Here is a 24,446-nt window from a genome sequence, read left to right on the forward strand (position 1 = left end):
ACGGGGATGACGCACGGCTACCGCGGCGAACGTCCGTCGAGCGGAGACCCGTTCGGTGCCGATCCGTTCGATCCCTTCGGCGCAAGTCCTCCTGATGCTCAGGAGACGCCGGCAGCACCGCAGCAGGAGACCCATACGCTTGCCACGTTGTCGGTGGTGTTTGCGTTCGTGTTCGCGCCGGCGGGGCTGATCCTCGGCCACCTCGCGCTGTCGCAGATCCACCAAACCGGGGAGCGCGGGCGGGACCGGGCGTTGGTCGGCGTGACGCTGTCGTACGTGTTCATCACCGCCGCCGTGGTGGCGTTGCTCGTAGCGGCGGCCGGCGTTCACGTCAGATAACCCGCGGTAGCCCTACAAGGGCCGCTAATGTCGAGGCGAGGTGCGCTGCAGATGAACCACGGCGGGTATGGCGGCTCGGCTGGCCGCGACGATGACGAGTTGTTCGGCGCCGATCCCTATCCCGCGCCTCCTGTCATATCGGCGCCGCCACCGCAGCCTCGTCGGCAGACCAACACCTTCGCGACTCTGTCGGTGGTGTTCGCGTTCCTGTTCGCCCCCGTCGGTGCGGTGCTGGGTCACCTCGGTCTGTCGCAGATCCGGCGCACCGGGCAACGCGGCCACGACCGTGCGCTGGTCGGGTTGACGCTGTCCTACGCATTCATCGTCATTGCGGTGGTCGCGGTGGTCGGCTGGCTGGTGGTCCGTACCGATCAGGGTCGGCCGTCGACAGTTGCGTCGCCGCCTCCAACTGCGACGAGTCCAGCCGCACCGGACGAGCGGCTCGTCAAGGCCGCCCAGCTGCCGCAGCTTCTGCTGGGCCTCGACGAAGTCAAGCAGGCGGTCAACGCTTCGGTTCTCGGGAAGGTCGAGGAAGGGCCGGGTCTCAGCAGTGACAAAAGCATCAACGTCACGCCGCGGGAGTGCGTGAGCGCATTGTTCGGCGGGGGTGCCTCGGCATACGAGCGCGGCTCTTCTCGCGCGTCCTTCACGCGTGCGCTTTCCGGCGACGGGGATAGCGGCATGATCTTGCTGAACGAAACAGCCTCGACGTTCGAAAGTACAGCCGCCGCAACAAATCTCGTTTCAAGAACAGTTGGCCAGTGGCGTGGCTGCGCGGGCAAGTCGGTGACGCTGATCGTCGACGGCAACCCGCTCGTGCTGGACGTCGGGGAGCCGATGCAAGACGGCACGGTGATGGTGTTGCGAAACACGCTGCGCGGCAGCAAATCCGGGTTCAGCACCGACCGGGCCATCACTTCCCAGGCCAATGTCGTCATCGACCTGGACGCCCAGGGCTTCGACCTCGGCGACAGCGTGCAGACGATAGCGAAACGCATCCTGGACAGGGTGCCCAGCTGAGCCCTGCCGGATCGGGCACTCAGCGGGCTGACGACGGCGGCGGCGCGGTCACGACATGCACGCGACGGCGTTTAGTCACGGCGACGATCAACCAGATCCATGCCCAGCCGCCGCAGGCCCAGAAGCTCAGCAATGTCAACACGGCGTGCAGCGTGTGGTTGGGTCCGGTGATCACAACGCTGGTCTGCATGGGCAGTGGATGCGGCGCAGGTGGAGCCATGGGCTGTGGTGGGACGGCCCGATGGTGTGCCGTCCAGACACGCCCGTCGAAGTAACGTTGTCCGGGTGCGCCGCTCGGATTGGCATACCAGCCGGCAGGCGGCAGGGAATTCATGTCCTCCCTTTCTGTCACCGCGCTACATTGCGGCAAGTCAATTGAGTTGACCATTGCAACGCTAGCTGTACCCACCTCGGCAATGCAGTAGCTGTGCCGCTCGCCCCTGAGGCCACCGGTGCTCGTAATCCGCCTCAGACTCGTCGGCCGAAATTTCCGAGTACCAAACGGTGGTTCAAGTCTCGTTAGTTCTCGAGCATTCTCGAGATGCTCGCATCATCATCCTGTAGGTGGAGCTCACTTATCTCCGAGCCCTCTCAGCGCATGCCGCCCTAGTTTCCTGGATCGGGGGCTAGTCGAGGTCGACATTCTTCTGGTCGGGAGCATCGCCAGCGGAGCCAATGAAGGGCGCAAGCCGACGTGCGGCAATACCTATCAAGACACGATTCACCGACGAGTAAAACGCGCGCATAACAACCGACGGTCCTGAGGAATCAACGGCCAACGACCACGTCAACTCGGTGGAATCATGGCCCACTGCTCGCACCGACCACCGTTCTGCCATGCCCCTGACAGCTGGCCACGCGCACCGGTCCACACGGAAGGCGAACGCATCGTCGACATTCCAAGCCAACACGGTCTCTTCGAATGAAGATCCGAACGCCCGCATCGTGCGCCGGCTCCCGACGCCGTGAGGTGGTGCCGACACCCATTCGCTCGCCGTAGAGAAGCCCGGAAGCCAGTGTCCCCAGCCGCTAGGGTCAGATGTGATCGCGGTGAAGGTAGCTCCGACAGGAGCGCGGACAGTCTTCGTGAGGTGGACCCGAATCGGGGCGCTGTCTATGAAATCAAGGTCGACTGCGCTGAGTTCCCTCATAATCAGCCTCCGTTGGGATAACCGTTCGATGGCGGTTCACGGTTCAGACCTCGCGGGCCAGGGCCGCCTACGGTGGAGCCTAGTAGGCGGCCTCGTACTCGTTGGGGCGCACGTAGTTGAGCAGACAGTGCAAGCGGCAATTGTTGTACCAGTCGACGGCAACCTCGGCTCTTCTTCGGGAGACAACGAAAGTTGGCATAGGAAAGATGCAATCTGACGGCGTACTCGATTTGCACCGACCGCAGATTCTTCCCGGGCAGTCCTAAGTCCATCGCGCCCAGGCTTTCGGTATTGGGAACGGATCGTCGGGGTGGCGAGGTATTTTGTGTTAGCGCGTGTGCGGGCTTGCTATGCAGAAATACGCCGATCACTCAATAACCAGCTACGAGCACGATAACCCCCGTAGCCGGCTTCTCAGCGACTGATTAGCGAGCGACCCGGTAGCGGAGGTGAGCCACGCCGGGGGCTTCGAGCACGCGAACGATGTCCATCTTCGGTATGCCGGGCTGAAAGCCGTCGAACAACCGCTCGCCCGACCCGAGGATCACCGCCGACACCTGCAGGTCGATCTCGTCGACCAAGCCCGCCTGGATCGCCTGGCGTGCGCACGACGCGCCACCGGCGATCGAGATGTCCTTCCCGCCGGCGGCGGCCTCAGCCTGCGCGAAGGCGGATTCAATGCCGTCGGTCACGAAATGAAAGGTGGTGCTGCCCTTCATCTCGATCGGGTCGTGGGCGTAGTGAGTGAGCACGAAGACAGGGCAGTGATACGGCGGGGTGTCGCCCCACCAGCCTCGCCAGTCCGAGTCGCCCCATTCGCCCCGAACAGGTCCATACATGTTGCGGCCCATGATGGTTGCGCCCATGCCGTCCAACATGTCGGCCATGACTTGCCGGTTGACGGGGTGATCCTTGTTGGGGCCGATGTGCCAATCGTGCACCGCGAGGCCACCGACCCCTAGCGGATTCTGCTCGCTCTGGTTGGGCCCTGCGACGTAGCCGTCCGCGGAGATCGACATCGAGAGGTTGGTACGCGCCATGTTGATAAGACTGCCTCACCGCTAGAAACTCATCGCGTCGGTGTTACCGCGCGCCCGAGCACGCAAGGCCAAGCAGGCCCGACGCGACGCGCGGCGCTCACTGGCGAAGATCCGGCCGACTGGACGCTCAGGGACGCCATACGCCGTGCCCTGGCCGGCGCACATCCTCTCGCCCTGCTCAGCGTGGCGTGCGTCGTGGTCAACGCGGCGAAACCCGGCCACTCCGATGAAAGCTATGGGAACCGAATCCTTGACGCTGCTAGCCCGGTGGCGAACGCCGGTCACCAGGCGCGGCCACGGTGTGCAACGAAAAGGTGTGCGACAAGTTCTTCGCGACCGACTCCGCAGCGCCATTCACCGACCCCGACCATCGCGAACTGCTGCTCGGGCTTCTCGAGACTGATTCCGTTGACCCTCTGCGGGGGAGTGCCACACGCGTCGAACACGCGATTGGTCGTACGCCCTATAAGGAGCACAGCATGCCGTTGGAGGTCGCGCTCCACGCACCGGATCTGCTCCGCGCCCACGTCCCATACGCACACGGGCAGAGCGGCTTTCGAGACGAACTGACGTCTCGAACGCTCGCGAGAATCGACGCGTTGCGGTTGCGCTACAAGCGGTTGCTGCTACGGGAGTACGACGACGGGTATCTCGACGACGCTGTCTGATTTTTGTCGGACCCGGGTGTCATGATCCTGTTATGTCCTCGACCTCGGCGTCTCCGGTGGGTACTACCACCAGTGATCGTCTTGAGGTGTTGTTTGAGGAGTTGGCGGAGTTGGCGGGGCAGCGCAACGCCATTGACGGGCGGATTGTGGAGATCGCGGCGCAGATCGACCGCGACCAGTTGTGGGGCGCGACCGGGGCACGGTCGCTGGCGGCGTTGATGGGCTGGCGGCTGGGGTTGTCGACGGGCACCGCGCACACCATCACCGCCATCGCCGACCGACTCGAGGAATTCCCCCGCTGTACGCAGGCGATGCGCGAGGGCCGGTTGTCGTTGGATCAGGTGGGGGTGATCGCCGCCCGCGCCGGCGAGGGCTCCGATGAGCACTACGCACAGTTGGCGTCGGTGGCCACGGTCAGCCAGTTGCGCACCGCGGTGAAGTTGGAACCGCGCCCGAAGCCTGATTCCAAGGCTTCGCCGGAGGCGTCGTTCAGCAAGACGGCCGATGACAAGTGCACGAAGTATCGGATTACCCTGCCCTCCGATCAGGCCGCCACCTTCGACGCGGCACTGGCCTCGCATAGGGATGCGTTGTTCGCCGAGTGGAAGCAGGCCCACGGCGACAGCAAGTCGGAGCAGCGGCCGCCGTTGCCATCCGCCCCGCAGGCATTCATGCGGTTGGTGGAGACAGGCTGGGATGTCGAGGCGGCGCGGCGCCCGCACGGGCAGCGCACCACCGTGGTGGTCCACGTCGATATCGAACAGCGCATCGCCAACCTGCATCTGGGCCCGCTGCTCTCCGACGCCGACCGGCAGTATCTGACGTGTGATGCGACCTGCGAGACGTGGTTCGAGCGTCACGGACAGGTGATCGGCTCCGGGCGAACCACCCGCACAATCAATCGGCGGCTGCGTCGGGCGTTGGAGCATCGTCACCCCACCTGCGCGGTGCCCGGCTGTGGGGCCACAACAGGTTTGCATGCTCATCACATCATCCATTGGGAAGACGGCGGGCTGACGGAGTTGGACAACCTGGTGCTGCTGTGTCCGTATCACCACCGCATGCACCACAACGGCGGCATCACCATCACCGGACCCGCCGACCGATTAATCATCACCGACAGCGACGGCCGAAGACTGACCTCCGCCTCACTGGCGCGCCCGCCCACCGGACCCCCACCCGACGTCGCACCGTGGACCGGGCCATTGGGTGAACGCGCCGACTGGTGGTGGTATGACCCGTACGAGCCCGAATTGCCAGGCACGAACTGAGCCCAAACGCGTAGACCGACAAAGCATTCAGCGACATTGTCGCCAAGAGCTGGGCACTTTTGAGTGCTCACCCCGCCTTCCCGCTTAGCGGCGAGCTTCGACGACTCGGTGCAGCCGGCGCCGTGACTGCAATGGATTCAAGCGACGTGGCTGGCCCTCAGCCCATGCAACCGAATCACGAAATCCGCCAGCGATGCGAAAAGCCGCCCGCCATGCATGCCAAAACCTAGGCCTGCAAAGCATTTAGCGACAGAGTCGCTCAGAGATGGGCATTTTGGAAATGCACCTCCGGCTCACGCCATCGAGAACTGCTCCTGCATCACAACGACGCTCGCCACGCGCTGCAGACTGCCTTCCACTGCGATGCGCTGATCGTTCGGGACATCGAGCAACCCGTCGAGCGCCGTCGACACCTTCTTCATGTCGTAGATCGGCTGATCCTTCGCCGCCTGCGAGGCGAACGTGTCCCGGTAGAACTCGAGCATCGGATCGTCGGGGTTCCGTGTGGGAGGCGTCGTGAACGGATGCTTCTGCCGGTCATACACCTCCGGGATCAACACATCTTTCGTCGCCTCACGCAGAACGTGCTTCTCCCGAATGCCTTTCACCTTCATGCTCACCGGAACCCTGGCCGCGGTCTCGGCGACACGATGATCCAGGAACGGCACGCGCCCCTCGATGGAGTGCGCCATCTCCATCCGGTCGGCCAGATAGTTCAGGATGAAATTCGGCAGCATCGTTCTGGCGTTGACGTACAACATCTGATTCAGCCGGTCGCGCCCAGCGACCCGTTGCGCCAGCGGTAACCGATCCAGCGCCGACGCCAGCGGCTGAAACGCACGGACCGACGGCGGCAGGTCATCCCGGAACAACGGTGCCACGCTATTGGCCTGCCCCGCAGCCATATTCAGCGTTGCCGGCAGCCAGCCGAGCCTGCGCTCCACCGCCTGCATCTCCGGACTATCGATCTGCTCCGGCATCAGCACCGCGCGGGTCGCCGCATTTGCACCGAACATCTCATCGAGAAGCGCCGCCTTCTCACCGGCACTCAACGTCGGATCGTTGTTCAGCGCATCGATCCGGAAATACGGATAGCCGCCGAGCATTTCGTCGGCGCCCTCGCCGGTGAACACCACCTTGATGCCCGCGTTGCGCACCGCACGGCTGAGCAGAAACTTCGCCACACCGTGGCCGTTGAACATCTGCGTCTCGGAATGCCAGACCGCATCCGCGAACGACTCGGCAATCTCGCGTCCCGTGATCGGAATCGGCTGATAGATCGCGCCGACGTGCTTGGCCTGAGCCTCGGCGATGCGCGCCTCGTCATACAGCGCGTCGTCGAAGGTCAGGGTGAATGCGCGGATCGGCCGCGCCATCTCCTGCTGCGCGAGCCCGAGCACGGCGCACGAGTCGATGCCGCCACTCAGATACGACGCCACCTCAACGTCGGCCACCAAGCGTTCCCGCACCGCGTCGGCCAACGCCTCGCGGAACTCTTCGACGACCTCCGCCTCGCTCCGGGCGTCCGTCCGCATCTGCTCCGCCGTCGGTATCTCCCAATCCCAGTACGGATAGATGCGGACGACGCCATCCCTTGCGATCGCATAGCATCCCGGCGGCACCGTGCTGATCCCAGCGAATTCCGTCTTCTCGTGCGATCGGCCCAGCCCTCCTATGGCCCCCTCCAGGTCCCATGCGGCAGGCACACCCAGCGCCAGCAGCGCCTTGATCTCCGAGGCGAAGAACACCTCACCGTTGACCACCGCGTAGTACAGCGGCTTCACCCCGAACCGATCGCGGATGGCGTACATCGCCCGCTGCCGTTCGTCGGCGATGATCACCGCGAACTCACCCCGCAGCAATGTCGCGGCCTGCATACCGCGCTCCCGATAGAGGTGCAAGGCGATCTCGCTGTCGCTGTCGGTGGAGAAGCGATAGCCCGCCGCGCGCAGCCGCTCGCGCAGATCGCGGTAACCGTAGAATTCGCCGTTGACCACCACATGCACCGCGCCGTCCGGGCTGGTCATGGGTTGACTGCCGTTATTCAACCCGATGATCGACAACCGCGTGTGTCCGAGCGTCCACTGCCCGTGAGGCGACGTCCACAGTCCGGTGCCGTCCGGGCCGCGATGCTCCAACAGTTTCAGCGCCGCATCGCAGCGGTCACTGGAAATGCGGTCGCGTGTCATCGCAGCGAATATGCCGCACATCCTTGCGCCCTCCAGCGGTCGATGGTCGTCGCGCAAACGCGCCACCGAACCAGCGGCGCTGCCTAATCGCCCTAACGCGCGCCTATAGCGGACTATTTCTTGGGAACGGCTGCCATTTCGTCGAATCCGCGCCCGGCACGGCCTTACGCTCGACCTATCAGGGGAGGTGCGACATGGCGATTACGAGCCCCGAACCGCAGGAGTCGATTGCCGAACGCGTCGCGGGTGGCATGCTCCCGCGCGTCCTCAATACCTTCGACATGGTCGCGATCTTCGTGTCGATCGTTCTGTTCATCACCAACGCCGCCGTCATCCAGAGCGCGGGGCCAGCGGCCTTCGGTTGGTGGATCATCGGCTTTGTTGCCTTCCTGATCCCGGGCGCCATCGTCACCGGCCAACTGGGCCGGATGTTTCCCGGCGAAGGCTCGATCTATCTGTGGACCCAGAAGGCGTTCGGCCCGTTCTGGGGCTTCTTCGCCGGCTTCTGCGCCTGGTGGCCCGGCGTGCTGGTGATGGTCGCGACCGGCACCGTCGTGTTGAGCTACCTCGGCTACGTCTTCCCGGGCACCGTCGGCGCCGCCAGCGTCCAACTGCAAGGCGTCATCATCACCGCCTTCATCGTGTTGTCGGCCGTGCTTGCCACTCAACGCTTCCGGCTGACACAGAACGTCGTCAACGTCGTGTGCATCCTCTACGCCGTGGCGATCGGCTTGGTGGTGATCGCGGGCATCGTGCATCTCGCCGGAGGCGCTGCGGCCCAGACCAATCCGACCGACTGGTCGTCGTGGTCGCCGTCGGCGGAAACCGGTATCAACCTTGCCAATTGGAGTTTCTTCGGCGTCGTGGTGCTCGCATTGCTCGGCGTGGAGGTGCCCCTGAACATGGGCGTGGAAATCAAAGAGGAGCGTTCCATCACCCGGTACCTGGTGTGGGGGTCGCTGGCGGTGATGGCCGCCTATGTGCTCGCCACGTGGGCGGTGATGGTGACCGTGCCCGCCGGCGACGGCCAGTCGGCTCAAGTGACGGCGTTGGCCACCGCCGCTGGGACCGCGTTGGCGGGCTGGGTCGGCAAGATCGTCGCGATTCTGTTGGCCGCGTTCTTCCTGTTCATCACCGTCGTGTACAACTTCTCGTTCGCGCGACTGGTTTTCGTCTCCGGGCTGGATCGAAAGCTACCGTCGGCGATGGCGAAGGTGAACAAGCACAAGGTGCCCAGCAATGCGGTGTGGGCTCAGACCGTGATCGCATCGGTGTTCGCGTTGGTGGCCTTCGTGGTGTTGCCGTCGATCGGTTTCGGTGGCGGCAAACCGATCGACATCCAGACCAAGGTCTATGACGTGCTGCAAGCCGCGGTCACGGTCATCTGGTGCATCTCGATGGTGGTGTTGTTCGTCGACGTGGTGATCATCATCAGACGCTTCCTGCCGCGGTATGAGGAGACCAAACTGGCCCGCCCCGCTGTCTTCTACACGTGCGCGGTGATCGGCGGGGTGTCAGCGTTGGTCGCGGTGATCGCCACACTGAGCGGATCGTGGACGCCGTTGATCGCCAACGACTCTGGCAGCGTGTCGATCGGCGGTGCGCACATCGCCTACGGCGTCTGGTTCTACCTCGTCGCCGGCATCGCCGCGCTCTCCCTGCTGGTGGCCGTCGGCATCTACTTTCTCGGTAGAGCGACGTCGGCTAGTCGAGAATAGCTGCGCGCCGCGCGTCGACTCGGTGACCGAGCGTTGGCGCGGTAGATCAAGCTACGACCCGTCGGGGGATCTCTACCGCCGTCTCGAGCATTTGTTGAGTGCTGGTGAACCAGTCCTGCAGATTCAGGTCGATGATGAGCTCGTCCGCGCCGGCCTCGGCGGCGGTTTGGATGTCATCGAGAATTTGGTCGAGCGTGCCGACGAACGCGGGTCGATCCGGTCCTGCCGGACGCTCGGTGAAGGTGACGTTGCCGACCACGATCAACTCCATCCTGCTTGTGTCCCGGCCGTACTCGGCGGCCAGTTCCTTGATGCGGCGCCAGCTTTCGCGCAGTTCGTTGGCTCCGGCCGGTCCCGGCGTTGGCAAGATCGGTAGCCAGCCATCAGCGCGTTTGGCAGTGCGCTGTAAGGCTTTTGAGCCACCGCCGCCGAGCATCACGGGGATTTTCGTGACGGGCTTGGGCAGGACGAAGGCGCTGTCGATGACGACGCGGGGGCTGCGGAACGTCACGGGGTCCGGTCCCCACACGGCGTCGAAGACATCGAGCGTCTCGTCGAGGAAGCGGCCGCGATCGGCTTTGGTGGCACCCGTCGCATGGAATTCGTCGGTGGACCAGCCGGTGCCCAACCCGGCGATCATGCGGCCGCCGCTGATCTGGTCGATGGTGGCCAGCGCCTTCGCCAGCTGTACGGGTGTGTGTAGCGCGGCAACCAGAAGGGAAATACCGAGGCGCACCTTTTCGGTCGCCACCGCCGCCGCGGTGAGGACCGCCAGAGGGTCGGCGATCTGCCGCTGGCTTTCCGGCCACGCTAGGTCGCTCCCGACATAGCCTTCGGCGGGATGCTGCGGGAAGAGCAGCCGTTCGAACGTCCACAAGCTGGTATATCCGGCCGCTTCGGCGGTTCTAGCTGCTTCGACGATGTCGTGTTGGAGGTTGACCCCGAGTCGTTGGGGAAGGCGCAGTCCGAGTTTCATGTCCACCCAGCGAGTGTCCAACCATCACATTGATGTGAAGGTCAAATGTAAGCTTGAGCACATGAGGATCGGAGAGCTCGCGGATCGCACCGGCATCTCCCGCCGACTGCTGCGCTACTACGAAGAGCAGGGCCTGCTCACGCCCAGCCGCGGCGACAACGGTTACCGCTACTACAGCGAGCCGACCGTCGACGTGGTGTTGCAGATCAAGGGGCTGCTCGACGCCGGGTTGCCGACCCGCATCATTCAGCAGCTACTGCCGTGCCTGGATCAGCCGCAGACCATCTACGTTCCCGACGTGACACCGGAGATGATCGCCACGCTGCGACGCGAACAAGCCCGACTGACCGAGCGCATCGAGAACCTCACCCGCAACCGCGACGCGGTCGCCGACTATCTCGATAAGGTTCTCAGCGTCAAGGCGGCGAACGCGTCGCGCACGGGCTGAATCCCAATTGCCTTGACGTTCATCACCATTCAGTCGTGTTTCGCCTCGTAGCGCAGCAGGACCGTGCCACCCGGGAAGGTGCGATTCTCCAATAGCCGCAGCGAGATCCACGACGGCAGGGTCGGGAAGAACGGGGTGCCGCCGCCCACGGCGGTGGGCGCGACGACGATCCGATACTCATCCACCAGCCCGGCCTGCACGATCGGTGCGGCCAACGTCGCGCCGGCCACCTCCAGGCTGCCGTCGGTCTCGGCCTTCAGCTTCGTCACCACCTCGACCGGGTCACCGCGTTCCAGGCGGGAATTCCAGTCGACGGACTCCAGGGTGCGCGAGAACACGACCTTGGGCATGTCGCGCCAGATGTGGGCGAAGTCGATAATCAATGGCGTGGCGTCCGGTGCCTTGTCGGCGGTCGGCCAGTAGTCCGACATCAGTTCGTAGAGGCGCCGACCGTAGAACGACAGCGCGGTCTCCCGCTCGAAGTCGTTCCAGTACTGGTGCAGTTCGTCGCTCGGCTCGGACCAGTCGATGTTGCCTTGTGCGTCGGCGATGTACCCGTCCAGCGACACATTGAAGCCATAAATGAGCTTGCCCATGCAGATCAGACTCCACCCAAAGGCAAAACTCGTCGCGACGCCACACGGATACTGCTACGCCTAATCCCCGTGGCTGGGCTCGGTGAGTTCCGGCGTCTTCTCGCGGGTCGCCATCCCGCCCTCGCGGCCGTGATCGACTGGGCCCGGCGGCGGATCGACCTTCGCCGATTCGTCGTTCTGCTTGTCGGATTCCTTGCTCATGCCTGCGGAATACCCCACGCCGCGGCGTCTAGAACAACGCCAGCTGCCGGTCCTGGCCGAACTTCACCGGGACCGGCCGTTGCCGGACCCGCACCGGCCACCAGAACCATCGGCCCAGCAGTGCGGCGATCGAGGGCGTCATGAACGACCGCACGATCAGCGTGTCGAACAGCAGACCCAGCGCGATCGTGGTGCCGATCTGGCCCAGCACCCGCAGATCGCTGAAGATGAACGACGCCATGGTGAACGCGAACACCAAGCCTGCCGCGGTCACCACCGAACCGCTGCCCGCCATCGACCGGATGATGCCGGTGTTGATGCCGGCGTGAATCTCCTCTTTGAACCGGGACACCAGCAGCAGGTTGTAGTCCGACCCGACCGCCAACAGCAGAATCACCGCCAAAGGCAAAATCACCCAATACAACTCGACGCCCAACAGATGTTGCCAGACCAACACCGAGACGCCGACCGACGCACCTAATGACAACGCCACCGTGCCGACGATGACGAATGCGGCGACCAGGCTTCGGGTGATGAACAACATGATCAGCAGGATCAGGCTCAGCGAGGCGATGCCGGCGATGATCAAGTCGTAATGGGCCATCTCGGCGATGTCTTTGTAGGTCGACGCGGTCCCGCCGAGGTAGATCTTCGAGCCCGCCAGCGGGGTGCCCTTGATCGCCTCGGCCGCGGCATGCCGGATCGAATCGATGTGCGAAATACCCTCCGCGGTGGCGGGATCCACGTCGTGGGTGATGATCATCCGCGCCGCCTTGCCGTCCGGGGACAAGAACAGCTTGAGCCCGCGCAGGAACTCCGGGTTGCTGAACGCCTCGGGCGGCAGGTAGAACGAATCGTCGGTCTTCGAGGCGTTGTAGGCCGCACCCAACTGGGTGGAGTTCTGCAGCGCCGCGGCGCTCTGATCGTTGATCCCGGCCGTGGTGGCGTGATTGGTCATGGTCAGGTCGCGGTTGGTTTCCTGGTTGGCGATCTGCGGCGGGATCAACGCCAACAGCTTGGGCTGCAAGGCATCGAGCTTGGCGATGCTGCCCGAGACGTTGGCCAACTGGTCGGTCAACTCGTTGATGCCATCGAGTGCATCGAACAGCGACCGCAACGCCCAGCACACCGGGATGTCGTAGCAGTGCGGCTCCCAATAGAAATAGTTGCGCAGCGGGCGGAAGAAGTCGTCGAAGTCGGCGATCTTGTCGCGCAGGTTCTGCGCGGTGGCCACCGTGTCGGCAAACGCCTGACTCTGCTCGTGGGTGATCGCACTGGACTGCTGCTGCAACGCGTACTGCTGGCGCAACACGTCGATCGAGTCGTTGATGACCTGAACCTGCTTCAACAGATCGGCCGCCCGATCCTGTTGAAACGGCAGATTGTTGATCTGCGATGCGCTGTTGGCGCTGAGCTGAAACGGGATCGAGGTGTTGTCCAGCGGGGTGCCCAGCGGCCGGGTGATCGACTGCACCTGCGCGATCCCGTCGGTGTGAAACACCGCCTTGGCCACCCGCTCCAACAGGATCATGTCGGTCGGATTGCGCAGATCGTGATCGGCTTGGATCATCAACAGTTCCGGATTCAACCGCGCCTTGGAGAAATGCCGCTCGGCGGCCGCATAACCGACATTCGACGGCGCACTCGCAGGCATGTACGGGCCGACGTCGTAGCTGACCTTGTAACCCGACAGCGCCGCCAACCCGATGAACGCCAACGCCAACGTCGCGATCAGGATCGGGCCCGGCCACCGCACGATCGCCGTCCCGATCCGCCGCCAACCCCGTTTGGCCGTCTTGCGTTTCGGCTCCAACAGCCCGAACCTGCTGCCGATCACCAATACCGCGGGCGCCAGCGTCAGCGACGCCACCAACGCCACCAGCACACCGATCGCCGCCGGGATGCCCAGGCTCTGGAAGTAGGGCAACCGGGTGAAATACAGGCACGCCACCGCACCCGCGATGGTCAACCCCGACCCCAGGATGACGTGCGACGTTCCGCGATACATGTCGTAGAACGACGCCTCCCGGTCGAGACCGTCGTTGCGTCTTTCCTGATAGCGGCCGAGCAGGAAGATCACGTAATCGGTGCCCGCGGCGATGACCAACAGGGTGAGGATGTTCGTCGAATACGTGGACAGCCCAATGAGTCCCACGTCCGCCAGGAACGACACGATCCCGCGGGCCGCGGCCATCTCGACCAGCACCGTGAGCAGCGCCAGGATCATCGTGATCGGCGACCGGTAGACGATCAACAGCATGACCGCGATGACTGCGACGGTCAGGATCGTGACGAAGGTGGTGCTCTCGTTGCCCACTTCGAACTGGTCGGCGATCTGGGCCGCCGAGCCGGCGACATAGGCGTGAATGCCCGGTGGTGCGGGCGTTTTCGCGATGATGCCGCGCAGCGCGTCGACCGACTCCAGCGACAACGCCTCACCCTGATTACCCGCCAAGAACACCTGCACGTAGGCGGCCTTGCCGTCCGGACTCTGCGAGCCCGCCGCGGTCAGCGGATCACCCCAGAAATCCTGCACATGCTGCACATGCTTGGTGTCTTCGTTGAACCGCTTGACCAACTCGTCGTAATAGCGGTGCGCCTGCGCACCCAGCGGCTGATCACCCTCGAGCACCACCATCGCCGCGCTGTCGGAGTCGAACTCACCAAACACCGTGCCGATGCGCTGAAACGCCTGCAGCGACGGCGAACTCGGCGAGCTCAGCGCCACATTGTGCTCCTCGCCGACCTTCTCCAACTGCGGCACGAACACATTCGTCACCGCCGCCACCGCCAGCCAGAACAACACGATCGGCACACACAACCGGCGCACCCAGGTAGCCACCCGATGCGTCGTCGCCGGCCGCTCGGCCAGGTGCAGGCTCATCCCGACTTGTCCAGACAGTAGGTGAAGGCGTTCAACGCAGTGACCGTTCTCTCGTCCTTGACCACGTCATCGATGGTGATCCGACAACCCAACGAGTCGCTGTCGCCCTGGGCGGAGACGTTGACAAAGACCGCGGGTTGAGTGGTCGTCGTGTCATAGGCCCACGGCAGTGCGGCGGCATCGACGCGCTGCGGTTGGGCGTTGACGTCCATGTAGGTGATGGTCGCGACCGTGCCCGGCGGCCCGAACACCTCCATCACCACATGCTTGGGGTTGAACGGATGAATCTCATTGGCAGCCCCACTCGGAGTCGACGTGACGTCCTTGGACCCGAAGATGCCGTTGAGCCGATACACCGAAAAACCCGCGATCACCACCACGAACACCGCCACCAGCAGCATCCAATGCCGCAGCACTCGGTGTCCAACCGGAACCCGCGACATCCGTGACCCTTTCACGCGCACCGGCGCGTCGACGACAGGTGGACCCTCGCTGAGTGGATATCAACCAGATTGACAGTACGGTACGGGACCGGACCGCACAACACGCAACTCATGGGTTGTGCCGAGTCAGGCTCGGGATGAGCACGTTGTCGACCAGTTCGCCCACGGTGCGGCCCGTTGCCTGCCGCCCAATGAGAACGGACCGGTAGATGAGGTAGCCGGGCAACACGTCCCACAAGTCCTCGGTGATGGCCGACGCGTCGATCTCCCCACGCTCGACGGCCCGCCTCAGCACGTCACCCATCAGCGCTTGCTTCTGGGCGAGGAACTGCTCTTGCATGACGGTTGCCAGGTCGGCGTTGCGGGAGACCTCGACGAGCACCGCGCGGATGGTGCCGGCGTGGGTGCTGACGTGAGCGAGGATCTGCTCGCCCAGTGCCAGCAGGTCGCCGCGCAGCGTGCCGGTGTTCGGGTCGACCGCGACCTGCCGAGTCCCCTCGATGAACGCCGCCAACACGAGTTCGGCCTTGGTGGGCCATCGTCGGTAGAGCGTGGCCTTGCTCGCATGCGCCTTGCTGGCCACCGCCTCCAGCGCCAACCGGTCATAGCCGTGTTCCTGCAGCAGCTCGAGCGTCACCGCGAGCAGCTCGGCTTCCCGCGGCGACCACGGGCAGTCCGGGTCGGCATCCGGAATCCGGACCACAGGAACCTCCAAGGAACGAGTCGGCGCGTGCCAACGAGTATCGGCCAATAATGCTGCACGCTTCGAGAAACCGCGCCGATGTCGGCTAACCGGCCATGCTGCTGCCGCGGATGATCAACTCCGGTTCGAGGAGCACAGATTCAGGGCGCCGGCCCGCCAGCACTTCCAGCAGCAGCCGCACGCCCTGCCTGCCCATTTCGTGCATCGGCGACCGGATCGTGGTCAGTGGAACCGCCCCACCTTCGGCCAGTGGCGTGTCGTTGTACCCGACCAATGCGACATCGTCGGGGACTCGAATGCCCTTGTCGCGCAACACCCCGAAGGCACCGATCGCCGCAAAGTCGTTGGTGGCGAAGATCGCGTCGGGAATCGAACCGTGCGCCAGAATCCGTTCTGCGGCCGCGCGACCACCAGCAGGATCGAAGCCGGTGTACACCACCCGATCGGGCGGAACGTGAATTCCATTGTCCGCCAAGGCCGCCAGACAGCCGCTGGTCCGGTTGCGTGCTGTCGACGCGAATTCCAGCCCGGCGACGACCGCGACATCGCGCCGCCCGGTGTCGGCCAGATGTTGTCCGACGAGCCGACCGCCCTTCTCGTCGTCACAGGTGGCCGACGGATAGTCGCCCGCCGTGCGCGAGACCAACGCGAACTTGATGCCCTCCGCGTGGACCTGGTCGAGAAATTCGTGATCGAGGTGCGCGTCGCCGTAGATCAGCCCGTCGACACGCCGATCGATCATCATCCGCGTGCGCGCCCGCTGGTTCTCGTCGATGTCGAGCGAGTTGGTGACGAATGTCGAAAGGCCGGCTTCCGATGCGGCCTCCTCGATGCCTTCGTAGATCGTGGCCAGCACGTAGTCCTGCAGTCGGGGCACGAGGACACCGATCAGCCCCGACCGTCGGGTGCGCAGGCTGGACGCCTGCGGATTGGGGGAGTATCCGTGTTCCTTCGCGAAGGCGCGGATCCGGGCGACGGTCTCCGGTGAGCCCCACCGCAACGCCTCGCCGCCCGGCGTGGCCAGCACGCGGGACACGGTCGACGGGCTGACGCCCAGCTCGTCCGCGATCTTGCGCAGCGTCATGGGCCCCTGTTGTGACGCCATCAGCGAACTGTCCTCCCTGACTGTGGCGATCACCTTACAAGACGTCGCGCCTTGCCAAACCTTTACACAAACGTTTGGCGGAAGTAACACAAACGATTGCGTCAAACGTTTGTGTTGTGCTTCACTCCAACGATGCGCGACTTCGAGACGGCCGTCACTGCCGACGGCTACCCCCTCCACAGCGCACCGGCGGTCCGATGACCCGCGTCGCGGTGATCGCCACCGGCGGCACCATCGCGTCGACCGCCTCGGACGGCGGCGTCGTCGCAACCCGGTCGGCCGCCGACCTGCTCGAGGCCGCACACGTGACCGGCATCGAGGTGGAGTCGATCGACCTCATGACGGTGGGGTCCTACTGCATGAGGCTCGAACACATCCGGGCCATCAGCGACGCCGTTGCCGCGCTGCTCGACCGCCGCGACGATCCGGTCGACGGCATCGTGATCACCCACGGGACCGACACCATGGAGGAGACGGCGATCCTGCTGGACCTCGTCCATGACGACCCACGGCCGGTGGTGTTGACCGGCGCCCAGCGAGCCAGCGACGCCCTCGACGCCGACGGGCCGCAGAATCTCGCCGACGCGGTCGCCGTCGCGGGCTCTGCCGAAGCGCGGGACATCGGGGTGTTGGTGGTGTTCGCCGGCCAGATCCTGCCGGCCCGCGCGACTCGCAAGCTGCACACGACAGCGCTGGCGGCGTTCGGATCGGTATCGGGCGTACGGATCGGTCAGGTCACCGACGGGGCCGTAACGATCAGCGCGATACCCAAGCGCCCAAGACCCCTTGCCCGGCCGGCCGCAGAGTTCGACCGCACGCGCGTCGATCTGGTCGAGATGTATCCCGGCGCCGACGACACGCTGATGCGTGCCGCAGTCGCGGCAGGGGCCCGGGGAATTGTGCTGGCAGGCACCGGCATCGGCAACGCCAATCCGCAGGTTGTCGACGCCGCCCGTGACCTGATTGCCGACGGGGTGGCCGTCGTGCTGTCGACCCGCGTGCCCGAGGGGCCGGTTGCCGCCGTGTACGGCAACGGTGGCGGGGCCGACCTCATCGCTGCTGGCGTCCCGGCCGCACCCGCGCTGCCGGCAACGCAAGTTCGAATGCTTCTGGCGCTGTGGCTTTCTCAACATGGTGGCGACGCGTGGGGAGTCGACTCGATGATCGCGCTCTACGCAGACAACAAGGAGGACTGAGCAAATGGCCAAAGAGATCTTCGTAGCCTTCGGCATCGACGTCGACGCGGTCGGCGGGTGGCTGGGCTCGTATGGCGGCGAGAACTCGCCCGGCGACATCTCGCGCGGCGTGTTCGCAGGCGAGGTCGGTGTGCCTCGCCTCAACACCCTGCTCGAGCGGTACAACCTCCCGGCCACCTGGTTCTGGCCGGGCCACTCGATCGAGACCTTCCCTGAGCAGTTCGACGCCGTCGTCGCCTCGGGCCACGAGATCGGTGTGCACGGCTACAGCCACGAGAATCCGATCGCCATGACGCGCGAGCAGGAATCCGAAATTCTGGATTACTGCATCGATCTCATCGACTCGCGCACAGGCAAGCGGCCGACCGGCTATGTGGCGCCGTGGTGGGAGTTCAGTAGGGTCACCAACGAGTTGCTCGTCGAACGCGGCATCAAATACGACCACTCGCTGATGCACCGCGACTTCGAGCCCTACTACGTCCGCGTCGGCGACTCGTGGACGCCGATCAACTATGACAAGCCGGCCGCCGAGTGGATGAAACCCCTCGTGCGGGGCGAGGAAACCGACCTCGTCGAGATCCCGGCCAGCTGGTACCTCGACGACCTGCCGCCGATGATGTTCATCAAGGGCAGTCCGAACAGCCACGGCTTTGTCAGCCCGCGACACCTCGAAGAGATGTGGCGTGATCAATTCGACTGGGTGTACCGCGAAAGTGATTACGCGGTCTTCACATTCACCATCCACCCGGATGTGTCGGGCCGTCCGCAGGTGTTGCTCATGCTGGAACGTCTCATCGAGCACATCAACTCGCATGACGGCATCACCTGGGCCAACTTCGACACCATCGCCGACGACTTCAAGAAGCGGCGACCCCGCGCCTGACCGATCCATTCCGACAAAAGGAACGGCCAATGTCATCAACGAACGACTCCCTTGGCCTTGGGCTGCGGCGCGTATCCGGTAAGGAGACTCGGCGCGCATCGGGGATCGCTTTCATCGCCTGGACCATCGCGGTATACGACTTCATTCTCTTCGGCACGTTGCTGCCGCGTATCTCCGAATCGTTCGGGTGGTCCACCAGTCACGCCCTTCTCGTCTCGACTCTGGTCAGCGTCGGCACCGCGGCGGTGGTGCTCCTGGTCGGGCCGATGGTGGACAGACTCGGACGGCGTCGCGGCATGATCATCGCGGTCGGCGGCACCGCCGCATCGTCGGCGGCCACCGCGGCGACGTTCGGCGCGGCATCGCTGATCGGTGTTCGATCGATCAGCGGCCTCGGCCTGGCCGAACAGTCCGTGAACGCCACCTACCTCAATGAGCTCTACGAGCTCACCGAGGACGAGACAATCAAGAAGCGCCGCGGTTTCGTCTATTCGATGGTGCAAACCGGCTGGCCCACAGGGGCATTGCTGGCGGCGGGGTTCGTCGCGGTGGTGACTTCGATCTTCGGTGAGGGTGCCTGGCGCATCGTTTTTCTGCTGGCGACCGTTCCCGCCGTACTGGTCGCACTGCTGTGCCGCACCTTGAAGGAGAGCCCGCAGTTCGAGGCGCAACACACGGTCCGCAAGCTGCGTCGCGACGGCAAGCACGACGAAGCCGCGGCCCTGGCCGCGGCCACCGCGACCGTCGAGCAGACCGCCGCTCCGTACAAGCGGATCTTCACCGGCAGGCATCTGCGCAACACGGTGGTGCTGTCGCTGGCGTGGCTGCTCAACTGGTTTGGTATTCAGACGTTTTCGGTGCTCGGCACCACCGTGCTGGAACAGGGTAAAGGTATCGACGCGTCGAGCACCCTGATCCTGGTCGTGTTGTCGAACGTGGTCGGCATCATGGGCTACCTCGCGCACGGCTGGGCCGGCGACCGGTTCGGCAGGCGAAACACCATCGCCGTCGGTTGGCTGCTGGCCGGCGGGTTCTTCGCGGCCATGCTGCTCGGACCGTCGAACGCGGGCTATGTTCTGGTCACCTACATGATGGGCCTGTTCTTCCTACTCGGCCCCTACGCGGCGATCATGTTCTTCCAGGCCGAATGCTTCGACACCGACTGCCGCGCAACGGGTAGTGCGTTCATCGGGGCGATGTCGCAGCCCGGCGCCATCATCTCGGGCTTCATCCTCACCGGCCTCACCGCCGCATCCGTGGGCTACTCGGCCGCGGCGTTCTGGGTGGGAGCGGTCGGCACCGTCATCTCGGGCATCGTCGTCCTCGGGGCCCACAAGGTGGCGCCGCCGACAGCGGCCGCGGCGCGGCACCTGGACCAACCCATTACAGAGGTGCAGTCGTGAGCGACCAGCCCGTTGCGTTGATCACCGGTGCCGCGTCGGGCATCGGCGCCGCGACCGCGGTGTGTTTCGCCGAACGCGGTATTCGCGTCGGGATCGGAACGTTTGCCGGCGACCCCCACGATCCGGAGACCACGCTGCGCGATGTGCATGACGCCGGTGGCGAAGGCAAGATCGTCGAGGTCGACGTGCGGTCAACCGAATCCGTCGATGCATTCGCCGAAACTCTGCTGTCCGAATGGCGCCGCATCGACATCGCAATCGCAAACGCGGGCATTCTGCGGGAAACGGCGTTCGACACGATCTCCGATGAGCAATGGCATGACATGCTCGACGTCGATCTGCACGGTGTGATGCGCACGGCCAGAGCCGGGCTCCGCCACATGGGCGAGGGCGGGTCAGTCACCGCGATCTCCTCGATCGCAGGCGGGGTGTACGGCTGGCATAACCATGCGCATTACGCCACCGCCAAGGCTGGTGTCATCGGGCTGATCCGCAGCCTCGCAGTCGAATACGGCCCGCGCGGCATCCGCGCCAATGCCGTCATACCCGGATTGATCCGGACGCCGCAGTCAACTGACGCGGTCAATTCGCTCGGCCCGGAGGGCCTTGACCGTGCCGGCGGCTACATCCCGTGGGGCCGCGTGGGACGGCCCCGCGAAGTGGCCGAGGTCATCGCGTTTCTGTCCAGCCCCCAGTCGTCCTACGTGAGCGGTCAGGCGATCGTGGTCGACGGCGCGCTGACCGTCGCGATGCGCGACTGAGGGTGACGGTGTATGACCAAACCTCTTGACGGCAAACGAGCGCTCGTGACCGGCGCCGCGTCCGGAATCGGGCACGCGATCGCTACCGCTTTCGTCGAGGCCGGTGCCATAGTCACTGCCGCCGACCGTAATCCGGCAGTCGCCGAACTCGCGACGACGATGGGAGCCCGGCGCGCCCGAACCGTTGACGTCAGTGCGGAATCGGCCGTCGACGCGCTGGTTTCCGACATCGTCGCCGACGATGGGGGACTCGACATCCTCGTCTGCTCGCACGGCATCCTGACCCAGTCCCCGGCGGTGGACATGTCGACCGAACGATGGCAGGAAACGATCGACGTGGACCTCACCGGGGTATTTCTTCTCAACCGTGCGGCGTTGCGCCCGATGCTGCAACAACGAAGTGGGCGGATAATCAACATCGCGTCGCAGTTGGCCATCAAAGGCGGTGTTTCGCTGGCGCATTACGCCGCGGCCAAGGCAGGCGTGATAGCTCTGACGAAATCGATCGCCCTGGAGGCGGCCGACCAGGGAGTGCTCGCGAACGCGATCGCACCGGGGCCCATCGATACCCGGATGGTCGCAGGAATCGACGAACAGTGGAAGCGCGACAAGCGTGCCGAACTGCCGCTCGGGCGATTCGGCACACCTGACGAGGTCGCCCCGACGGCGGTCCTTCTGGCTTCTGATCCGGGCGGCAACCTCTACGTCGGACAGGTTCTTGGCCCCAACTCGGGCGACGTGATGCCCTGATGTGCGGCGGATGCAACGGTGCGCCACCAGATTGGGCGGCTGACTTGGTCAGTGGACCGCGACGCCGGACCGCGGTGGCACAACGCCTGACGGCGTTGATGAAGCACGGCCAGATCCGCGCAATAACGTCGGGATGGGTGGTCAGCGACCCTACGGGCCTGTCGGTGGTCTGCCGCACCTACGACGATTTGGTGGACGCGGTGAGCGAGCGAACCGATATTGATCGCCGGTGCGTCAGCGCCGCGGGGCTTGGGAGATCCACTGCAGGAATTCGTCGGCCGTGAACACCGGCTTGCCGTACTCCTGCGCCTTGCGCGCCTTGCCCGATTGGGTGCCTGCCTCCGCGATGACCAGCACCTCGCAGCGCGTCTTCGTCACCGACTTGACCGGTTTCAACCCGGCCGCCTCCGCGAGGTCCTCCATCTCCCACCGTTCCACGATCCGGCCAGCGCTGTCCTGTGCGGTGCCCGTGAAGCAGATGCGCGCCCCCGGTGTCAGCACCGCGCCGATGTCATCACGCTCCAAAAACGTTGACTCAGCGACGATCTCGCTGCCCAACAACTGTGACGCTTTCTGCAGGCGGTCCACCACCACCGCAGGCAACTGCACCCGCGACACGGCCGCCCGCAGCTGATCGGCCACCGACTGCCGCGCGGCCGCATCCCATGACGAATCCAGCTGGCGGGCTGGTTCGGTGCCCAACAACACCGCCCCGACATCCCGGCTGACCCGCAGCAGCGCCGACAGTCCCGGTAGATGATCGGCGGCAGGCGTTGGCACCGCATGATCGCGGCTGACCAACAGCCCCGAAATCGATTCCGCGGGTTCGGGTTCCTCGAATGCCGACGATCCCCGTTCGGAGTCCGACCCGCCGTGCGCGGCCAACGCCGACTGTGCGCGCTCCAGCGCTGTGCGGCCCGACACCCGCGCGCCGCGCAGTGCGTCGCCCAGTTCGACGCCAAGTGGCATCGCCGTCACGTATCCCAGCCGCTTCAACTCGAAGTCGATCAAACCCAGCGTGTCGTCGATCCCGGCGCCGACAGGGGTGCAACCGGCCAGCATCGGCGCGATCACGGCCCACGCCTCCCGCAACGTGGGCGCCAGCAACACGTCGGACACGTTGATGCCGAACGCCGTTCGGGCATCGGCGAGATCCCGCTGCGGGTTGATCAACGTGGTGACCGCCGTGCCGTCGTCGAATGCGACCGCCAACTCCACCGGCCGTGGCCGCGACATCCGGCCTTCGTCGCCGACCGTCAGCATCCCGATGGCGCAGTACCGCCTGGCGCTACTCTCGTCGACCGCGCTGCGGAGGAACCGCGCGATCCGACGGTCGGTCTTCAGATCCTTCGGCAGCACCGGCCTTTTCAGCACCAGCCCCGCCAGCGACGTGCACCGGCTCAACGCCACGTACAGCTGCCCGGTGGAGAACATGCCGCCGGACAGGTCGACCACCAACCGCTCCAGCGTCTGACCCTGCGCCTTGTGGATCGTGATCGCCCAGGCCAGCTTGAACGGCAATTGCGTGTACGCGCCGATCACCTCGCGGCTCAGCGAGCCGCCGGACACCACCGGCCGGGTCGCCTCCCAGGTATACGGCGTCACGTCTGCGCAAGTGCCGTCGGCGAACTCGACCTCGACCACGGCGCCGTAGCGGTCGTAGTCGACGCCGATCACCCGGCCGATGGTGCCGTTGACCCAGCGATCGCTCTGGTCGTTATTCAGCATCATGATCTGCGCGCCGACCTTGAATCGCAGCGTCTCCTCGACCGGCGGATCGAACAGCGACAAGTCACCCGACGCTTTCGCGTGGTGGACCAATTCGTCGCCGGGCAGCCGTTCCAACTGCTGCCGGTTGCGCGCGGTCACCAGCCGGTTCGTCGGCGCCAGCGTCATCCAGAACTCGTCGTCGGGCGGGACGAACTCCCTGTCGGCGCGGGCGTTGAGCTGTTCCTGCGCATGGCCAAGCAGCACACCTTCGCGGATCTCGTTGAGAATGGCGGTCATTCGGTCGTCGCCGAGCTGACGGAACACCGTCGTCAACGACACGGTGGGGAAGTCGTCGCGGTGAAAACTGCGCGCGGAGAAGAAGTATGGCGTCTCGTACGCGGTCGAGAAGCACGCCGAGAAAAACTCAGACTCGCCCTCGCCGACCACCGGCGGCAGCTGATACAGGTCGCCCACCAACACGATCTGCACACCGCCGAACGGCTCGCCGGGGGAGGGGCCGAAGCGCTCGAGCGCCGCGGCCAGCATGTCGAAGACATCGGCGCGCACCATGGACGCCTCGTCGATGATCAGCGTCTGCAGCGACGCCAGTGTCTTGGTGAATCGCCCAGGTCGGTACGCGCCGCCGCGGACATCGTCCAACGTCGTCGTGGTGCGGAAGCCGAACAGTCGGTGAATGGTGTAGCCCTCGACGTTGAGCGCCGCGATACCCGTGGGGGCGACCACCACCACCGCCCGATCCGTCTGCGCCATGAACCGGCGGATCAACGTCGACTTGCCGGTGCCCGCCTTGCCGGTCAGGAACAGGTGCCTGCCGCCTGCCAGCAGATCGAGGGCATGGCGGAATTCGTCGGTGAGCACGAAGCCCTGGCTGTTGCCCGCCACGACAGCCCACGTTAGCGCGGGTCAACAGGTTTGCGATCACCCACCGGCGGGAAAGCGATGTTCACTGTTTGTCTTGTTCGCAAGGGAG

General features: G+C 64.9%; 23 protein-coding genes. 11 read left to right on the top strand and 12 right to left on the bottom strand.

Going from position 1 to position 24,446, the window contains the following annotated elements; genetic code table 11:
- Positions 1-6 precede the first annotated feature (6 nt).
- Positions 7-339, top strand: a complete 333-nt coding sequence (locus ACGFK1_RS04950) for a DUF4190 domain-containing protein (RefSeq protein ID WP_393426537.1) — start codon at positions 7-9, stop codon at positions 337-339.
- Positions 340-366: 27 nt separating this feature from the next.
- Entirely contained in the window at positions 367-1,359 is a 993-nt protein-coding gene (locus ACGFK1_RS04955) for a sensor domain-containing protein (RefSeq protein WP_393426540.1), read from the top strand.
- A 19-nt stretch (positions 1,360-1,378) separates the two neighbouring features.
- Here the strand turns inward: ACGFK1_RS04955 and ACGFK1_RS04960 are convergent, their stop codons facing one another.
- From ACGFK1_RS04960 to ACGFK1_RS04970, 3 genes are all read right to left on the bottom strand, one after another.
- On the bottom strand, positions 1,379-1,711 hold the full coding sequence (locus tag ACGFK1_RS04960; RefSeq protein WP_393426543.1) for a DUF2510 domain-containing protein: 333 nt from the start codon (positions 1,709-1,711) through the stop codon (positions 1,379-1,381).
- A 274-nt stretch (positions 1,712-1,985) separates the two neighbouring features.
- A complete protein-coding gene (locus tag ACGFK1_RS04965) occupies positions 1,986-2,510 on the bottom strand; it encodes an SRPBCC family protein (RefSeq protein ID WP_393426546.1) in 525 nt (174 codons plus the stop codon).
- Positions 2,511-2,935: 425 nt separating this feature from the next.
- Complete coding sequence (locus ACGFK1_RS04970; protein WP_393426549.1) at positions 2,936-3,550, bottom strand: dihydrofolate reductase family protein; 615 nt, start codon at positions 3,548-3,550, stop codon at positions 2,936-2,938.
- Positions 3,551-4,029: 479 nt separating this feature from the next.
- On the opposite strand from ACGFK1_RS04970, the gene ACGFK1_RS04975 reads away from it, so the two are divergent.
- Together ACGFK1_RS04975 and ACGFK1_RS04980 are read left to right on the top strand one after the other, a co-directional pair.
- On the top strand, positions 4,030-4,218 hold the full coding sequence (locus ACGFK1_RS04975) for a hypothetical protein (RefSeq protein WP_393426552.1): 189 nt from the start codon (positions 4,030-4,032) through the stop codon (positions 4,216-4,218).
- A 32-nt stretch (positions 4,219-4,250) separates the two neighbouring features.
- Positions 4,251-5,489 carry an HNH endonuclease signature motif containing protein gene (locus ACGFK1_RS04980; RefSeq protein ID WP_393426555.1) on the top strand — a complete coding sequence of 413 codons (1,239 nt, stop codon included), beginning with the start codon at positions 4,251-4,253 and terminating at the stop codon, positions 5,487-5,489.
- 293 nt (positions 5,490-5,782) lie between these two features.
- On the opposite strand, the gene asnB is transcribed toward ACGFK1_RS04980, so the two are convergent.
- A complete protein-coding gene (gene asnB / locus ACGFK1_RS04985) occupies positions 5,783-7,699 on the bottom strand; it encodes an asparagine synthase (glutamine-hydrolyzing) (protein WP_393427851.1) in 1,917 nt (638 codons plus the stop codon).
- Between the two features lie 173 nt (positions 7,700-7,872).
- Between asnB and ACGFK1_RS04990 the strand changes: the two genes are divergently transcribed.
- Entirely contained in the window at positions 7,873-9,396 is a 1,524-nt protein-coding gene (locus ACGFK1_RS04990; protein WP_393426558.1) for an APC family permease, read from the top strand.
- Positions 9,397-9,442: 46 nt separating this feature from the next.
- Here the strand turns inward: ACGFK1_RS04990 and ACGFK1_RS04995 are convergent, their stop codons facing one another.
- Complete coding sequence (locus ACGFK1_RS04995; RefSeq protein WP_393427852.1) at positions 9,443-10,372, bottom strand: TIGR03619 family F420-dependent LLM class oxidoreductase; 930 nt, start codon at positions 10,370-10,372, stop codon at positions 9,443-9,445.
- 61 nt (positions 10,373-10,433) lie between these two features.
- Between ACGFK1_RS04995 and ACGFK1_RS05000 the strand changes: the two genes are divergently transcribed.
- The gene (locus ACGFK1_RS05000; protein WP_393426561.1) at positions 10,434-10,820 is read left to right on the top strand and encodes a MerR family transcriptional regulator; all 387 of its coding nucleotides are present in this window, start codon (positions 10,434-10,436) and stop codon (positions 10,818-10,820) included.
- 29 nt (positions 10,821-10,849) lie between these two features.
- Here the strand turns inward: ACGFK1_RS05000 and ACGFK1_RS05005 are convergent, their stop codons facing one another.
- The 6 genes from ACGFK1_RS05005 to ACGFK1_RS05030 form a co-directional block, all read right to left on the bottom strand.
- Positions 10,850-11,416, bottom strand: coding sequence for a dihydrofolate reductase family protein (locus tag ACGFK1_RS05005; RefSeq protein ID WP_393426564.1), 567 nt, complete (start codon positions 11,414-11,416; stop codon positions 10,850-10,852).
- A gap of 60 nt (positions 11,417-11,476) precedes the next feature.
- Entirely contained in the window at positions 11,477-11,617 is a 141-nt protein-coding gene (locus ACGFK1_RS05010; protein ID WP_393426567.1) for a hypothetical protein, read from the bottom strand.
- Positions 11,618-11,645: 28 nt separating this feature from the next.
- Positions 11,646-14,501 carry an RND family transporter gene (locus ACGFK1_RS05015; protein ID WP_393426570.1) on the bottom strand — a complete coding sequence of 952 codons (2,856 nt, stop codon included), beginning with the start codon at positions 14,499-14,501 and terminating at the stop codon, positions 11,646-11,648.
- Positions 14,498-14,944 carry an MmpS family transport accessory protein gene (locus tag ACGFK1_RS05020; protein WP_393426573.1) on the bottom strand — a complete coding sequence of 149 codons (447 nt, stop codon included), beginning with the start codon at positions 14,942-14,944 and terminating at the stop codon, positions 14,498-14,500. The genes ACGFK1_RS05015 and ACGFK1_RS05020 overlap by 4 nt, the downstream gene beginning before the upstream one ends.
- 109 nt (positions 14,945-15,053) lie before the next feature.
- Positions 15,054-15,647: a TetR/AcrR family transcriptional regulator gene (locus tag ACGFK1_RS05025; protein ID WP_393426576.1), complete on the bottom strand. Its 594-nt coding sequence runs from the start codon at positions 15,645-15,647 to the stop codon at positions 15,054-15,056.
- Between the two features lie 85 nt (positions 15,648-15,732).
- Complete coding sequence (locus ACGFK1_RS05030) at positions 15,733-16,752, bottom strand: LacI family DNA-binding transcriptional regulator (protein WP_393426579.1); 1,020 nt, start codon at positions 16,750-16,752, stop codon at positions 15,733-15,735.
- Between the two features lie 197 nt (positions 16,753-16,949).
- On the opposite strand from ACGFK1_RS05030, the gene ACGFK1_RS05035 reads away from it, so the two are divergent.
- The 5 genes from ACGFK1_RS05035 to ACGFK1_RS05055 are packed head-to-tail and all read left to right on the top strand — an operon-like array spanning position 16,950 to position 21,745.
- On the top strand, positions 16,950-17,948 hold the full coding sequence (locus ACGFK1_RS05035) for an asparaginase (RefSeq protein ID WP_393426582.1): 999 nt from the start codon (positions 16,950-16,952) through the stop codon (positions 17,946-17,948).
- Between the two features lie 4 nt (positions 17,949-17,952).
- On the top strand, positions 17,953-18,831 hold the full coding sequence (locus ACGFK1_RS05040) for a polysaccharide deacetylase (protein ID WP_393426585.1): 879 nt from the start codon (positions 17,953-17,955) through the stop codon (positions 18,829-18,831).
- A 29-nt stretch (positions 18,832-18,860) separates the two neighbouring features.
- Positions 18,861-20,234 carry an MFS transporter gene (locus ACGFK1_RS05045; protein WP_393426587.1) on the top strand — a complete coding sequence of 458 codons (1,374 nt, stop codon included), beginning with the start codon at positions 18,861-18,863 and terminating at the stop codon, positions 20,232-20,234.
- Positions 20,231-20,995 (top strand): SDR family NAD(P)-dependent oxidoreductase, encoded by a 765-nt coding sequence (locus tag ACGFK1_RS05050; protein WP_393426590.1) that lies wholly within the window; start codon positions 20,231-20,233, stop codon positions 20,993-20,995. Before ACGFK1_RS05045 ends, ACGFK1_RS05050 begins: the two co-directional genes overlap by 4 nt.
- Positions 20,996-21,007: 12 nt before the next feature.
- A complete protein-coding gene (locus ACGFK1_RS05055) occupies positions 21,008-21,745 on the top strand; it encodes an SDR family NAD(P)-dependent oxidoreductase (protein ID WP_393426593.1) in 738 nt (245 codons plus the stop codon).
- A gap of 234 nt (positions 21,746-21,979) precedes the next feature.
- On the opposite strand, the gene ACGFK1_RS05060 is transcribed toward ACGFK1_RS05055, so the two are convergent.
- Entirely contained in the window at positions 21,980-24,358 is a 2,379-nt protein-coding gene (locus tag ACGFK1_RS05060) for an AAA family ATPase (RefSeq protein WP_393426596.1), read from the bottom strand.
- Between the last annotated feature and the right edge of the window lie 88 nt (positions 24,359-24,446).

It is taken from the genome of Mycobacterium sp. NPDC048908, assembly GCF_043197955.1.
GTDB lineage: Bacteria > Actinomycetota > Actinomycetes > Mycobacteriales > Mycobacteriaceae > Mycobacterium.